The organism is Companilactobacillus zhongbaensis (genome assembly GCF_003946515.1).
Taxonomy (GTDB): Bacteria; Bacillota; Bacilli; order Lactobacillales; family Lactobacillaceae; genus Companilactobacillus; species Companilactobacillus zhongbaensis.
Genome location: NZ_RHOM01000022.1, coordinates 1 through 15444, shown reverse-complemented (window position 1 = coordinate 15444; position 15444 = coordinate 1). Strand labels below are relative to the sequence as shown.

Annotated in this window: 10 protein-coding genes and 1 pseudogene; 2 read left to right on the top strand and 9 right to left on the bottom strand. The window is 40.2% G+C overall.

Going from position 1 to position 15444, the window contains the following annotated elements:
* Positions 1 to 21: 21 nt before the first annotated feature.
* From leuD to EKM69_RS08995, 4 genes are read right to left on the bottom strand one after another with little or no spacing between them, the layout of a single operon-like run.
* Entirely contained in the window at positions 22 to 603 is a 582-nt protein-coding gene (gene leuD / locus EKM69_RS09010) for a 3-isopropylmalate dehydratase small subunit (RefSeq protein WP_125710337.1), read from the bottom strand.
* A 1-nt stretch (position 604) separates the two neighbouring features.
* Entirely contained in the window at positions 605 to 1978 is a 1374-nt protein-coding gene (leuC, locus tag EKM69_RS09005) for a 3-isopropylmalate dehydratase large subunit (RefSeq protein WP_125710335.1), read from the bottom strand.
* Positions 1956 to 3032 (bottom strand): 3-isopropylmalate dehydrogenase, encoded by a 1077-nt coding sequence (gene leuB, locus EKM69_RS09000; protein ID WP_125710333.1) that lies wholly within the window; start codon positions 3030 to 3032, stop codon positions 1956 to 1958. The genes leuC and leuB overlap by 23 nt, the downstream gene beginning before the upstream one ends.
* A 1-nt stretch (position 3033) precedes the next feature.
* On the bottom strand, positions 3034 to 4194 hold the full coding sequence (locus EKM69_RS08995) for a 2-isopropylmalate synthase (RefSeq protein WP_125710331.1): 1161 nt from the start codon (positions 4192 to 4194) through the stop codon (positions 3034 to 3036).
* 596 nt (positions 4195 to 4790) lie between these two features.
* Here EKM69_RS08995 and EKM69_RS08990 point away from each other — a divergent pair.
* Positions 4791 to 6539 carry a DUF2075 domain-containing protein gene (locus EKM69_RS08990; RefSeq protein WP_225423876.1) on the top strand — a complete coding sequence of 583 codons (1749 nt, stop codon included), beginning with the start codon at positions 4791 to 4793 and terminating at the stop codon, positions 6537 to 6539.
* 1 nt (position 6540) lies between these two features.
* Positions 6541 to 6879, top strand: coding sequence for a nucleotide pyrophosphohydrolase (locus tag EKM69_RS08985; RefSeq protein WP_125710327.1), 339 nt, complete (start codon positions 6541 to 6543; stop codon positions 6877 to 6879).
* Between the two features lie 342 nt (positions 6880 to 7221).
* Here EKM69_RS08985 and EKM69_RS08980 read toward each other — a convergent pair whose 3' ends face one another.
* From EKM69_RS08980 to EKM69_RS08960, 5 genes and pseudogenes are all read right to left on the bottom strand, one after another.
* Entirely contained in the window at positions 7222 to 9519 is a 2298-nt protein-coding gene (locus EKM69_RS08980) for a nitric-oxide reductase large subunit (protein ID WP_125710325.1), read from the bottom strand.
* A gap of 12 nt (positions 9520 to 9531) precedes the next feature.
* The gene (locus EKM69_RS08975) at positions 9532 to 10392 is read right to left on the bottom strand and encodes a helix-turn-helix domain-containing protein (RefSeq protein ID WP_125710323.1); all 861 of its coding nucleotides are present in this window, start codon (positions 10390 to 10392) and stop codon (positions 9532 to 9534) included.
* 840 nt (positions 10393 to 11232) lie between these two features.
* Positions 11233 to 12093, bottom strand: a complete 861-nt coding sequence (locus EKM69_RS08970) for a glycine betaine ABC transporter substrate-binding protein (RefSeq protein WP_125710368.1) — start codon at positions 12091 to 12093, stop codon at positions 11233 to 11235.
* A 54-nt stretch (positions 12094 to 12147) separates the two neighbouring features.
* Positions 12148 to 12996 carry an ABC transporter permease gene (locus EKM69_RS08965; protein ID WP_125710321.1) on the bottom strand — a complete coding sequence of 283 codons (849 nt, stop codon included), beginning with the start codon at positions 12994 to 12996 and terminating at the stop codon, positions 12148 to 12150.
* Positions 12989 to 14194 (bottom strand): annotated as a pseudogene (locus EKM69_RS08960) (quaternary amine ABC transporter ATP-binding protein). The gene EKM69_RS08965 and the pseudogene EKM69_RS08960 overlap by 8 nt, the downstream one beginning before the upstream one ends.
* Between the last annotated feature and the right edge of the window lie 1250 nt (positions 14195 to 15444).

Genomic DNA, 15444 nt, shown 5'->3' with positions numbered 1-15444 from the left:
TTAAAGTGCAATTACCTCAATTTAAAATTTTGCCATTCCTTGCTCAAATTGTTCGATTTTATCTTCATAACTCATGGTGATTGCAATATCATCAAGCCCATTAACAAACTTATGCTTCCAAAGTGGATCGATGTCGAAGCTGAAAGTCTTGTCCTCTGCTCGAACCTCTTGATTAGGAAGATCGACGGTGATTTTTTCGTCTGCTGGGATCGAAGCGAGATATTTTCTTTGGTCTTCGGGCAAGATGATGGCTAGGAGGCCATTTTTGGTGCTGTTCATGTAAAAGATATCACTGTATCCTCCGGCGATGACTACTTTGAAGCCGTAGTCTTTTAAGGCCCAGACGGCGTGTTCTCTACTTGATCCACAGCCGAAGTTGTCACCTGTGATCAAAATTGTGGCATCTTGTCGATCGGCATCGTTCAAAATGAAATCGGGATTAGGCTTGCCACCTGGTAAGTAGCGCCAGTCATAAAATAAGTCTCTGGCATAACCTGTTTTTAAAATGTTTTTTAAAAATTGTTTGGGGATCAGTTGGTCCGTATCGATGTTTTCCTTCATGATCGGTACGGTCGTATCGGTAATAGTTGTGATTGCTTGCATGTTAGATGGCTTCCTTTCTAATGTCGATGAAATGTCCGTAGATTGCTGCGGCAGCTACCATGGCGGGACTAGCTAAGTGAGTTCTGGATCCTGCACCTTGGCGACCCTCGAAGTTTCGGTTCGAAGTCGATGCACAGTGAACGCCGGCGGGAACTTTATCGGGGTTCATCCCTAAACAAGCAGAACAGCCAGGTTCACGCCATTCACAGCCCGCTTCTTTAAAAATTTTATCTAGTCCTAATTCTTCAGCGCGTTCTTTGATAGCACGTGATCCGGGAACTACTAATGCGGTCACGCCTTTGGCAATGTGGTGGCCCTTGATAGCTTTAGCGGCTACTTTCAAATCGGAAAGACGACCGTTAGTACACGACCCAAAAAAGGCGAATCCAATAGGTATCTCAGCAGCCTTCTCACCAGGTTTTAGTCCGACATATTGATAAGCTTTTTTATCATCATCATTTTTAATGGCTGGGAAAGGTTGATCAACGGGAACGGCCATCCCTGGGTTAGTCCCCCAAGAAACGAATGGTGCTAATTCAGAAACATCAAAGTCGATCGTGTCATCAAAAGCCGAGACGTCATCGGTATAAAATTGTTTCCAATAAGCTACCGCTTCGTCGAATTTTTTTGGAGCGTACTTGCGACCTTTAACGTAGTCGAAAGTCGTTTGGTCAGGTTGAACGCTGCCCATTTTGGCGCCACCTTCGATAGCCATGTTGCAAAGTGTCATCCGTTCTTCCATGCTCATTCTTTCGATCGTGTCACCGTAAAACTCAACTGCATAGCCAGTTCCAAAAGCTACGCCTTCACGAGCGATGATGCCCATGATAATGTCTTTGGCAAAAACGCCGTGAGGAAGCTTTCCATGAACGTGGATCCCCATCGTCTTTGGCTTCGTCTGCCAAATCGTTTGCGTTGCCAAAACGTGTTCAACTTCACTAGTACCAATACCAAAAGCAATCGAACCAAAAGCCCCATGAGTAGCAGTATGCGAATCACCACAGACGATGATCATCCCTGGTTGCGTTAAACCTAGTTGAGGTCCGATAACGTGGACGATTCCTTGATCTTCTGAACCCATTCCTGCTAGTCTGACACCAAATTCTTCGGCATTTTTTTGAAGCGTTTCGATCTGCTTACGAGAAATGGCATCTTTGATATTAAAAATATCAACTGTGGGAACGTTGTGATCCATCGTCGCAAAATTTCTTTCCGGACGACGAACTTGGCGATGATTTTCTCTCAATCCTTCAAAAGCTTGGGGTGAAGTAACTTCGTGGAGCAACTGAAGATCAACATACATTAGTTGTGGCTCCCCTGGTTCTCCGGCAATTACGTGTTGGTTCCAAATTTTATCGAACATTGTTTGTGACATACTTTTCACTGCTTTCTTTGATGTTTTGAATAATATTTTCGGTCACTTCGGTCGTGGTATTGTTGCCGCCAAGATCGGGTGTGACTATTTTTTGCTCAATTGATTTATCGATCGATACATTAATGATTTTTGCAAGATCTGCTCGGTCGAAAGAATGCTCCAACATCATCGCGACTGACTTGATCATCGAGATCGGATCGGCGATATTTTTTCCGGCGATATCAGGAGCTGAGCCGTGGATCGGCTCGTACAATGCTGGACCCGTTTCACCAGTACTCATTGAAGGGATCGTTCCCAATGATCCAGTGATCTGAGCGGCTTCGTCACTCAAGATGTCGCCGAACAAGTTCTCGGTCAAGATAACGTCGAATTTTTCCGGTTGCGAGATGATCTTCATGGCCATTGCATCGACGTAACTATTGTCGTAAATGACTTCGGGATAATCGGCTGCAACTTCGGCTACGACTTCTCTCCAAAACTTAGAAGTTGCCAAGACGTTAGCTTTATCGACCAAAGTCACGTGCTTCTTTCGGCGCATCGCCATGTCAAAAGCCACCCGAGCTACCCGCGCGATTTCTTGTCTGGTATAACGCATCGTGTCGACTGCTTCTTCCGTTGTCTTTGATCGAGGAGTTCCAAAGTAGATTCCACTAGTCAACTCACGAACGATAACGAAATCGACATCCCCATTGATCTTGATCGGGGAAAAAGGTTCCATTGCTGAACTGATCCGTGTTGGTCGGATATTGCTAAACAAGTTCAACTCTTTTCTGATTGCCAACAAGCCTGCTTCGGGACGTTTCTTAGCTTGATCCCATTTGGGACCACCGATAGCAGAAAGTAAAACGGCATCACTAGCTTGGCAAGTTTTCAAAGTCGAGTCCGGCAAGGGCTCGCCCGTTTGATCGATGGCCTCTCCGCCGAAGGGAGCAAAATGCAATTCATAATCGAATCCAGTATTTTGACTGACAGCTTCCAAAACGGAAAGTCCCGCTTTCATGATCTCTGGTCCAATGTAGTCTCCTTGAAGTACTGCTATATCTGCTTTTTTCATCTTATGCGATCTCCTTGATCTGATTCATAATGTTGCGAAGTTGTTCTTCGGAAACGATCGAGCTGTGGTCGGCGACGTGTTTGAATCTTGGGAAGATCCGCTTCATATCGTCCTTATCGACTTGATAGCCCATATTTTGTAGCTTAGTCATCACGGCGTGAGAACCTGAAAGTTTTCCTAGCGGTAAGGTCGTCTTATTCGCACCGACAACGGTTGGTGTTAAGATCTCGTAAGTTTGCGGATTCTTGAGCATCCCATCTTGATGGATCCCCGATTCATGAGCAAAGGCATTGGCACCAACAACGGCTTTATTGTGAGGCACTGGCATTTCGGAGAAGTGACTGATCATTTGGCTCGTCTTCATCGTCTCAGCCATATCAATGTGATTGTCAGCCTGGTAATAATCCTTGCGAACGTACATTGCAGCAGCGACTTCTTCTAGCGCCGCGTTCCCAGCTCGTTCACCGATACCATTGATTGTTCCCTCGATTCGAGTAGCACCACTCTTGATAGCTTGTAAACTATTAGCAACCGCCATCCCCAGGTCATCGTGGCAGTGAACGGAAAAAGTAATTTGGTCAAACATTGGAATATTTTCACGAAGATTTTTAAAAAGCTGTTCGAACTCTTCAGGGTTGGTATAGCCAACAGTATCCGGAATGTTGATGACTGTTGCACCAGCATCGATAGCCGTTTGGATAGATTCAACTAAGAAATCAGGTTCAGTCCTAGTAGCATCTTCGGGTGAAAACTCCACGATCTCAAAAAATTTATGTGCGTAACTAACGCTATCGTGGATCGATTTAATAACTTGTTCTTTAGTCATATGTAATTTATCTTCGCGATGAATCGGACTAGTTGCGATAAATACATGGATCTGTTTATTTTTTGCGGCTGCCGTAGCTTTCACGCAAGCATCGATATCCTTCTTCTTTGCTCGGGCAAGTCCTGTAACTTGGGCTTTCGTGACCGCCTTCGAAACAGCCTCGACTGCTTCAAAGTCACCGTCAGAAGCAACTGGGAAACCAGCTTCGATCACATCAACTCCCCAAGCCTCAAGTTGTTTAGCAATAGCGACCTTGTGGTCGATATCAAAGTTAACGCCGATAGTTTGTTCACCATCTCTTAATGTTGTGTCGAAAAATTGAATTGTCTTGCTCATAATGTAGATCCTCCATTGTCTTCTATCTATTTTTGGGTAAAAAAAACACCTCATTGCTTTTACAATGAGGTGTCGGAAAAATCTACTAGACGAGCCCCATTGTCTAACGCAAAATAGGACTCGACATAAAATTGTCAGAGTCCTGGCTAGAGCAACAAGGCTAGTAAGAAGGCCACAGAGTTGTTAGATTTAATTTGTTTGGCATAAGCTTTATTAAACATACGATGTAACCTCCTTGATTTGATACACGTATACTAGCATTAGAATTTTTAATATTCAAGGATTAATTTTAATTTTCTGTTAATTTAATTGTTTGCATATTTGACAGAATCGCTGCTATATCAGTCGCTGAGAGGTGGTGAGGTTCTTTCAAAAAATATTTTAGATTAGAAGATTCTAAATATAATTTATACCATTTTGACAGTTGTCAGTCTGAAAATCCCTTAAAATCTCATTGATGATTTTCAATGCTATGCTCAGTTTTTCAAATACAATTTTTCATTTGTGCTGAACATATAAAATATAAAAAATTCATTTCTTCGTCACACACCATATTTGATATCATTAGAAATGAGAAAACTATCGGAGAAAAGCCTTTGGAAAAAATCAATTCACCAATCGTCAAAAAAATTAAATACGACAAGAAAGAAATCGATAAAATAGACAGTTCTTTTTCAGACTTAAAAGAAAATGGCTATATATTGAGTTATCCCACCGTTTACATCGTGGATGATAAAAACAAACATCAAGACCAATACTCCGTTTATGTCGGTGAAACAACTGATATCAAACGTCGATCATTGGAACATCTAAAAGAAGATAGTGATCCAAATAATTTTTGGCAAAAAGCCGAGAATTCCCCTACTTCTGAAATGTACATTATCGGTCACGATCACTTTAACAAGTCATTGACTCTAGATATCGAAAACAAATTAATCCATTACATGTCTAGCGTTAACAACGTTACCTTGGACAATGGGAGAACTAATCCCCAAAGTGACTATTACACCGAAGATGAACTCGATGCTATTTTTTCAAAGATATGGACTAAACTTCGTGAAGACAACAAAGAACTGTTTCCGTTAGAAAGAGTCATTCGTGATTCTGCTATTTTCAAGGCTTCACCTTTCCACAAGTTAACCGCTGAGCAATTAAATGCCAAAGACGAAATAATGATGAAGATCGAAGAAGCCATCAATAGGAATAAAGAAAAGCAATTGGTCATGATCAACGGAAGCGCTGGGACTGGAAAAACAGTTTTACTAAGTAGTATCTTTTTTGAACTAGAAAACGAATCAAAACATGATGACAATAAAATTCTTGAAGGTAGTACTAATTATTTATTAGTTAATCACGACCAGCAGTTAAAGGTGTATGAAAAAATTGCAGAAAAACTGGGTTTAAACAAAGATAAATCTGTCGTTTCCAAGCCAACTTCTTTCATCAACCATCATTCTCCTGACAACAAGGTTGATGTAGTGTTGATCGACGAAGCTCACTTACTCTGGACACAAGGAAAGCAATCATATCAAGGTGAAAATCAGTTACAAGATATCATCGACAGAGCGAAAGTAGTTGTTGCGGTTTACGATGAAAACCAAATTCTCTCTCGTGAACAGTACATGGATTCAGAAGATATGCATCGATTAGTCTTAGAAGCCTCAATCGAAGGAAATTATATTAAATTACACAATCAAATGCGTATCAACGCCAATAAACAAACCGTAGAATGGATCAGAGGGCTGATTGATAAAAAGACCGTTTTCAACATTCCTGAAGACGACAAATATGATTTAAAGGTTTTTAAAGATCCACAAAGCATGTACGAAGCCATAAAAGAAAAATCAGCCAATGTTGACAATGGAATATCCAGACTGTTAGCAACTTTTGATTGGAAATTCATCAAAGGAAAACATCCAGATGACGAGCAATACTGGAACGTCAAAGTCGGGGATTTTTCATTACCTTGGAATTTGCAACTGCCAAAACCTCGGAATAGAAAGGTCAATTATAAGGATCTATCTTGGGCTGAACAAGATCATACCATTGACGAAGTTGGCTCAACTTTTACCATTCAAGGATTTGACCTAAACTACGCTGCTGTAATAATTGGCCCATCAGTTAAATTTAGAGATGGCAAGTTGTTCTTCGATAAATCTGCCAGTTTCAACTCAAAAGTGACTCAACGAAGAACTTACAAAAACAAGAAAATCGACGTCTCCACTGACTTGTTAAAAAACGAATTAAATGTTTTACTTACTCGTGGAGTCAACGGTTTGTATATCTACGCAATTGATGAAGAGCTTCAAAAAGAGCTTTTAAAAGCACAAAAAGGGGATATTTAAAATGACTGACCACACTTCTATGCGAAAGATCAATAAATTTAGAGATGACCGTAATTGGCGTCAATTCCACAATGAAAAAGACTTAGCCATATCCATCTCTCTTGAGGCTTCTGAGCTATTAGAGCTCTTCCAGTGGAAGAAACCAGAAGATGTAGTTGCAAAGAAACCTGAGCAGCTTAAAGAAGAATTAGCTGACGTTTTGATTTATTCATACATGATGGCTGACAACCTTGGATTAGATGTTGACGAAATCATCGATAGCAAATTGAAAAAGAACATTGCTAAGTACCCTGTTGATAAAGCAAAAGGTAGTAATAAAAAATATACGGAATTGAATTAAACAAAAAAGACGAACATGATGCGATTTCTCGCTCATGTTCGTCTTTTTGTATGTCGTATTTTACCGACACTTCGTTTAATTCACGTTTGGTTTCGACAAAGTTGTTTGGTTGTAGAAATGGCATTATTTTAGTTTCCAAACTGTTCTTGTTTTATACCAAACGTTGAGATTTTTGGTTCCAAATGTTTATTTTTTTGTACCAAACGTTGCCCGCTTTGTAGCTGAAACGCGTTCCAGGGGATAGCGGCCTCCGGTTAACACGTGTGGTCGCGGCACGGCTTCGCCGCACCTTGTGCGCCCACTCGCGTTAATCCTCAGCAGCTGACCATCCCCTTCCACGCTCTATTTGATCTCATAATCAATAGGATCTAACTTATCAGAAGACTTCTTAAGATTAAACATTGCTCTAAAGAAGATAACCAATAAGATAACAACACCAATGGTAAAGATAACATCAGGTACTGATCTGATGATGGTTAGGTTCTTGGCGATTGGTTGTTGATAGAAGCTGGCTTGTCTTGCGTGCCAGTATCCGAAGTCAAGGGCATCCTTTAGTTGTAACCAACCTAATGGCATTAATGTTACGAATGTCATTCCGGCTAGTCCGACGTTTAGGGTGATGCAGGCCCATTTGATCCACTTCTCGACTTTTTGCGTCCAGAAGTCGGTCTTTGTTAAGTGACGGATTGCAAAAAGCATAATTGCGATTGAGAAGAATCCGTATACTCCGGCCATTGATCCGTGAGCATGGGCTGATGTCCATTGTGTTCCGTGTTCAAAGTAGTTGATTGCTGGTGCGTTGATCAACCAACCCAAGGCACCTGCACCAACAGCATTCCATAGTCCTGTTGATACTAAGAACATGAATGTGCCCTTGTATGGGAAATCTAACATACTGTCACGGTATACGCGGTAGTGTGTGTATGCTTCCCAAACTAAGAGACATAGTGGGATTACTTCTAGAGCTGAGAAACAAGCTCCAAGAGCTAACCAGATCGAGTGGTCACCTTCCCAGAAGTAATGGTGTCCCATTCCGACAACACCTGTACCCAATAGTAAAATCAATTGGAAGTACAAGGCTCTAATAGTTGACTTGATAGTAGTCAACTTCATGTCGACTAACAAGTAACCGATCAAGATAACGGCGAATGATTCGAAGATACCTTCTACCCAAAGGTGAACGATCCACCATCTCCAGTAATCGGCAAATGTAACGTGTGAATTTGGAAGAATGAAGAGTGATGCTAAATAGAATAGTGGAATTGCAATTGATCCACAAAGTAACAATGTCAAAAGGACTGATCTGTGCTTGTTGACACGTTTCTTGATGGCAGGTATGAATCCACGGCATAAAATTACAACCCAGAGAAGCATTCCGAGGATGAATAAGATCTGCCAGAATTTACCCATCTCGGCGTATTCCCAACCGTAATGACCGAAGAGCCACCACTTGTCGTTGATAACGCCAGTAACAGCGCCCCATTCACCAAGCATTGATCCACCAACAACGATGATCAAAGCCCAGAATAGGATATCAACTAAGACTCCTTGATGTTTTGGCTCGTGTCCCAAAACTCGCGGCGTGATGTAAATACCTGTTGCTAACCAAGCAGTTGCAATCCAGAAAATAACTAGTTGCAAATGCCAAGTCTTAGCCAAGTTAAATGGCCAAATATATTGCAGTGGTAATCCGAAGAATCCTTGTTCAACGTAGTAGTGAGACATTAACTCACCTAGTAATACTTGAACTAAGAACATTAACATAACTACTAAGAAATACTTAGCAGCCTTTCTTTGTGAAGGAGTGATTGGTTCGCTCGTCTTGATCTCGCCCATTTCTGAATAGGCTTCAGTGTAATCCATATCAAACGAGTACTTCTTGTAGAAGTAAATTACTAGTCCCATACCAACAACGAATAAGGCAACTGAGACAGCAGTCCAGATCATAACGTCACTCGTCATGACATTTCCGGCATCTAAGTCATAAGGCCAGTTGTTAGTATATGAGAAGATCTGGTTCGGACGGTTTGTCGAAGACATCCATGCTCCCCAGAAGAAGAAATAAGTTAACTGATCGATCTTATCACCGTTTTGCATAAAGTCGTCAGTATTATTTCTGATCATATTTTCCGGCATCCCAGCTTCCTTAGGATTGTTCCGGAATTCCGATCGATAGTACTTAGTTAAATGATTCAATCCAGCAACTTGGGCATCAGTTAAAGTCAATTGGTCTTTAGATTCGTTGTAACGATTGACACGGATCTCTTTCGTGACCTTCCCCTTGATCCCTGATTTTTGCTCGGTACTCAATTGCTTGAAGTTCTTATCGTAGTCCTTGTGTGCATAGTAGTTATGCATACCATTCAAATATACGTGCAATGCTTGTGCAGTATAATCAGGTCCAAAATAAGTACCATTACCTAGATAAGTACCGTAATCAGTCAAACCGTATTTTTCAAAAACAGCTTGTCCTGACAATAATTGCTGCTTTGTGACCACAGTCGAGCCTTGTTCATTAACGATCTTTGAAGGACGTGGAGCTTCATTTTTAAAAATCAAAAGTCCCCCGGCGATCAAAATAGAAAAAGCGATGACTAAAGTCCAAAGTAGCGTCTTATTAAGCTTCTTATAAGACGTCAATATAATCCCCTCTTACTTACAGTCTTTAATCAGCCCACGGATCTTTACTAATTCGTTTTCATTATGATTAAATTCAGAAAAAACTTCGGCCTTGTTCAACAGATCCAAAACTTCAGCATCCTTGCCAACAGTCTCGCATCGATTAATAGCCAGCTGTTCGTAAATACGAGCAATGTAGTAAGTCACATGGTTATCTTGACAAACCTTCACTCCGTATCTCAAAAGCGTATTTGCAGTTTCAAATTCCTTGCGATTTGAGTAATACAATGAGCAGTAAAAAATAATATTGATATAACGCCAGATCTTAGTAACATCATCGATCTCCATCACATAAATATCATTAAAAACTTTACTGAAATAATATTCACTCTTAGCATCGTCACCTTGTTGAGCATAAACCATACCCATACCAACAAAAGCTAAGAAAGTAAAAATCGTTTCACCCTTAACATCAAGATCAGACAAAATACGATTAAAATCAAAAACAGCCTCAAGCAAATCGCCATTGTCCAAAACATTCAAATAACCCTTCAAATAATAATATTGCATAGTAGCCTTCAGATCATCAGAAATAGAATCAAGATCGATCTCATTCAAAATCTCCCAAGAATTAGCGTATTCCTCAATAATCAAATTAAACTCAGCCTTATTCATAGCCTGAATCTGCTTCTTCTTACCATTATTATCAAGGCCAATAATATCGTCCAAAGCCAGATCCAATCGATTACACAACTGGATCAAAATCTTCATAGACGGAATCTTGCCATTATTCTCAAATTTACTCAAAGTAGCCTGGGTGCAAATACCCTTACTAAGTGCTTTCTGTGAAAGACCCATCTCTTTCCTTTTCTCAACGAAAGATTGAATATTCACGTAACCACCCCTATATCATAACTTTTCTCTACGAATAGAATTATATACTATTATAATCCCCCTTTGAATAGGTAATAAATATTCCGTATAACTGATTTCTATAACAGTCTAGTCTCATTTATCAGATTTGTAAATAATCATTTTATATATAAAATATTCCTAAAATATATACATTGTGAACCGTTAATTATAAAACCGCTTACAACCACAACAGCGAGACAAGGTCCAAAAAGACCAAAGATTGTGAAATAAACCAAAAAACAAAAGAAAAGCCATCAAATATGCCAAAAATATCCAACAAATCCCCAAAAATAACGAAAAAATGAGGCGATTTTCACGAGCGACAAAGGAGCAAGTGAAAGAGCAAGAAACAAAAAGCGAAAGAAAAAACAAAAAGGATGATATGAAAGAAAACCAAAACAAACAATCGATGAAGCGAGCAAAAAAGATAGACCAGATAAGGAAACAAAGCAAAAATCGTAAGAACGAAAAAAAAGATGGGAAATCCACCCCATCCCAAAATACGACCACAACAAAGATAAGTACCGTATCCAAACCCAAAAAGATTGATTGTACTAACCTAGGTTCTGCGGAGGGTGGAGGGAATTCGCCGTCAGCCGCGAAATTTTCGTTTGCACGGCATGGGCCGTGCTTACGAAAAGACCCAGCTTTGAGATGTCCAAGGCGGTCTTCCTTGGATAGCTCAAAGTGGGTCCGCAGCGTTCCACGGCGCAATTCCCGGAACCCTCCGCAGAACCGGCAGTGAACCCCCACCAAAACAACCCACACAAACAAAAAAAGCCCGACTCTCAGCGAATCAGACTTCTCTCATCATAAAACCTATTTATTCTTCAAATCATCAATAGTATTAATATTAGTCATATAAGTAGGAACAGCCAAACCAACCTTAGCTACCTCAAGACTAGGACCAAGGTCCTCATACTGACCCTTATAATCAGAAGCAAACTTAGCAGCCGTCTTAGGCAACCAAGCACTAACTTGAGCATCAGCAGCACCAGTGGCGATAGAAGCCCAAACTGGTTGCATTTCCATTGATTGGATCGTTACATCATAACCTTGATCTCTCAATACTTGAGCGATCACATTAGTAGATGCAATTTCTGAATCCCAAGCAACATAAGTCATCTTAAGTTTTTCACCATGTACCTTCTTAACACCTTGAGTCCATTGTTTAACTATGTCAGGGTTCTTCTTGATCCAGTTTTTAGCAGCCTTATTAGGGTCTTCACCATCGTTGACCTTCAACATAACACTCGACATTTGTTCACTTGTCCAGTGGAAACGATCCAAAATCGTGTATGCTTCTGGTTTATCCTTCTTCAATCCCTTACGAACAACAGTATCGATGTGTTCAGCTTTACCGAAGACGTTTTTAGGATCTTTTAAGAATTTGAGTTTATACTTAGTGAACATCCAGTGTGGTTGCCAACCTGTAATAACTATCGGACGCTTGTCCTGATAAGCTTTATCCAAAGTACTCGTCATAGCAGCAGTTGAACTAGGTTGTAATTGCCAATTCTTCTCTTCTAGACCGTACTTCTTTAAAGCTGTTTGAGTTGATGCCATAACACCAGCACCAGCGTCAACACCAGTGATCGTATAGTTGATCTGTGGTCCGAGTTTTTCCTTAGGATTGTAAGGAGCCGTCGTTGATCCACAGGCAGCTAACAGTGGCACCATTAATAACGCTACGAAAAAGACGCTGAGATATTTTAATTTTTTCAAATAACTCACCTATCCTTTCTTGCGACTACGTGTAAGTGACTGTGTTAAACGGTCAAGGATGATTGCTAAGATAACGATTGCTAAACCAGCAGCAAAACCGTTACCAGCATCATTACGTCCAACAGCAAAGTAAACTTCTGTACCTAAGCCCATGGCACCGATCATGGAAGCAATAACAACCATTGATAGTGAGAGCATCATACTTTGGTTAACACCAGCCATCAAACTAGTTTTAGCTAATGGTAATTCAACTTTGAATAATTTTTGCCATTCAGTTGAACCGAATGAATCGGCCGCTTCGATCAATTCATCAGGAACTTCACGAATACCCATGTTAGTCATTCTAACTGTTGGAGGCATTGCGAAAATAACTGAAGCTACGATACCTGGGACCATACCAATACCGAACAAGGCAACGGCAGGAATCAAGTAAACAAAGGCAGGCATTGTCTGCATGAAGTCAAGGATCGGCTTCAAGATAACTTCTGCCACGTGACTCTTAGCCATCAAGATACCTAGTGGGATACCGATAACTAGAGCAATCAAACTTGACGTTAATACTAAGGTCAAAGTTTGCGTCATATCACGCCAGTAATCCAAGTTCCAGATCAATAGTAGACCTAAAAATTCGAACCCTAGCAAATACCAATTTTGCTTATCTCGATTAACAAAGAAAGTTAATGCTAAAACGAGCACGATGAACAACCAAATTGGTAGAAGGTCGAACACCCATTGGAATGCGTTGTTGATCGCACCAATGAAATTAGTTACACCATTGAAAAAGCCTGTAAACTGAACGAGCCAGTCAACAAAACCATCGATCCAGTGTGCTAATGGTAATTGTGGAATATTAGTCAATATCTTTCACCTCATTTCCGGCAAGTGCACCTAGAACGGCACCACGAACGATAATACCAAGCAATTGCTTCTTATCGTTTGTGACGGCGATCGGAATTCCTGTTTGCGAAATATCATCCATCAAATCAGAAATTGGCTTGTCTTCATGAGTCGTTGGAACGTTCTCTTGAACGACTGAACGAAGGTCACTACTATTATTACGGATCAACTTGATAACATCATTAGCATCGACGATACCAACGAGTTTACGTGAGTTGTCGATCACATAAGCAGTAGAAACTTCATTATTTCTCATTCGTTTAATAGTTAAACGAGGACCAGCCTTGTCGACGTTGATCGTCACAGGTCTGATCATAACATTACCGGCAGTAAGAACTTTCGAACGGTCAACGTTTTCGATAAAGTTCTCAACATATTCATTAGCTGGATGCGTCAAAATATCTTCCGGTGTACCAGTTTGAACCACTTCACCATCACGCATGATCATAATCCGATCACCGAGCTTCAAAGCTTCGTTCAAATCGTGGGAAATAAAGATAATTGTCTTATGCATATTTTCTTGCAAATCGAGCAATTGATCTTGCATATCGCTTCTGTTCAATGGATCAAGCGCTGAAAAGGCCTCATCCATCAACAGGATCTCAGGATCATTAGCCAAGGCACGAGCAAGACCAACACGTTGCTGCATACCACCAGATAATTGTTATGGATATTCATCATCGTAACCAGTCAAACCAACTTGTTCCAAAGCAGTCTTAGCTCTCTTAGCACGTTCTTCCTTATCAACACCTTGAATTTCCAAACCGTATTCAGCATTTTCTAAAATAGTCCGGTTAGGTAGCAATCCAAAGTTTTGGAAAACCATGCTCATCTTCTTACGTCGAACATTACGTAACTGTTTCTTATCGATCTCCATCAAGTTTTCACCATCAATAGAAACCGATCCGTCAGTAGGTTCGATCAAACGGTTGATCATTCGGATCATAGTAGACTTCCCAGAACCAGAAAGTCCCATAATTACAAAAATCTCACCATCATAAATTTCAAAATTAGCCCGGTCAACACCAACAGTGGCACCAGTCTCCTTCAAAATTTGTGGCTTAGTCTCCCCCTTACGGAGCAACTCTTTAGCTTTATTGACATGTCTGCCAAAGATTTTAGTTAAATCTTTAACTTCAACTTTAACTTTTTCTGTCATTAAATCCTCCATTCTCGAATCTCGGAAATAAAAGCAACTTACTAAATATAAAAAAGGCGATTTACCAATAAAATTGCCATTACGTTCGCTAGATTACTTTAACAAAAATTTTTTTGTCGTTCAAATAGCCCCATCAATGACAAGTCAAATATGACCGACTAACCCCACAGAAACGCTTATACCATACGTATAAGCCATTCTTAAGGAAAACTTAAACAAATTCACAATTCTGAAAAAAAGAAGCAACAAATCCGCAACAAAGCCCCAATTAACAATCCAAGAAAATCCCAAAAGACAAGTGAAACAAAAGAAAAGAAGAAAGAAAGAAAAAAGAAATAGAGAAAAATAAAACACAAAAACCAAAAATAATTTTAAAGAATAACGAATTATTACACCTATAATATACAGCGTTTACATCCCCACAGCATCAACATTAAGAAATTCAATTAAATATGACCGGTCAACAAAAGAAAAACACCAAATTAATATAACCAACATTTATATAGTAGAAACAAAAAAATGCGGACGGTTTACAAGTCCGCAAAAACGAAAACAAAAAGCAGAAGGAAAACTAAAGAGCTTAAGGAACTTAAGGAATTTGGACTCCAAAATCTCAAGAAAAACAAAAGAACAAGCCGATGATAACCGAAAAAAGGAATCAACAAGATAGAAACCGAAGTCAAAATCGTAAGACCGGAAAAAAAACTAAATCCCACACTCAAGCCAAAACAGCGTACCACTATAAAACTAAGTACCGTATCCCACAAAAAAGAGATGTTTGCACTAACCTAGGTTCTGCGGAGGGTGGAGGGAATTCGCCGTCAGCCGCGAAATTTTCGTTTGCACGGCATGGGCCGTGCTTACGAAAAGACCCAGCTTTGAGATGTCCAAGGGCGGGTTACCCTTGGATAGCTCAAAGTGGGTCCGCAGCGTTCCACGGCGCAATTCCCGGAACCCTCCGCAGAACCGGCAGTGAACCCCCACCACAGCAAAAAACACAAAAAAATACGACCACACAAACAAGTGCAATCGTATAACATCTAAAAAAACCTATTAAAAATCAGTATCATCAGCCCAATCGTCAGACAAGAAATAATCATTTAACTAAAGGTTGAAAGCACGAAAATAGCCCTCAACTCATTCGTATGTTGAGGTTGGGTACAATCAAATAGTTTTTTAACATCATGAAGCATTATCCAAGAGCCTGATCAGGCGATTGGGTAATGCTTTTATAAATTCGTCAAAAATAT

Excerpts from the sequence above, each read along its gene's own strand:
- leuD (WP_125710337.1), bottom strand. The coding sequence starts at position 603 with ATGCAAGCAATCACAACTATTACCGATACGACCGTACCGATCATGAAG.
- leuC (WP_125710335.1), bottom strand. The coding sequence starts at position 1,978 with ATGTCACAAACAATGTTCGATAAAATTTGGAACCAACACGTAATTGCC.
- leuB (WP_125710333.1), bottom strand. The coding sequence starts at position 3,032 with ATGAAAAAAGCAGATATAGCAGTACTTCAAGGAGACTACATTGGACCA.
- EKM69_RS08995 (WP_125710331.1), bottom strand. The coding sequence starts at position 4,194 with ATGAGCAAGACAATTCAATTTTTCGACACAACATTAAGAGATGGTGAA.
- EKM69_RS08985 (WP_125710327.1), top strand. The coding sequence starts at position 6,541 with ATGACTGACCACACTTCTATGCGAAAGATCAATAAATTTAGAGATGAC.
- EKM69_RS08970 (WP_125710368.1), bottom strand. The coding sequence starts at position 12,093 with ATGGTGCCACTGTTAGCTGCCTGTGGATCAACGACGGCTCCTTACAAT.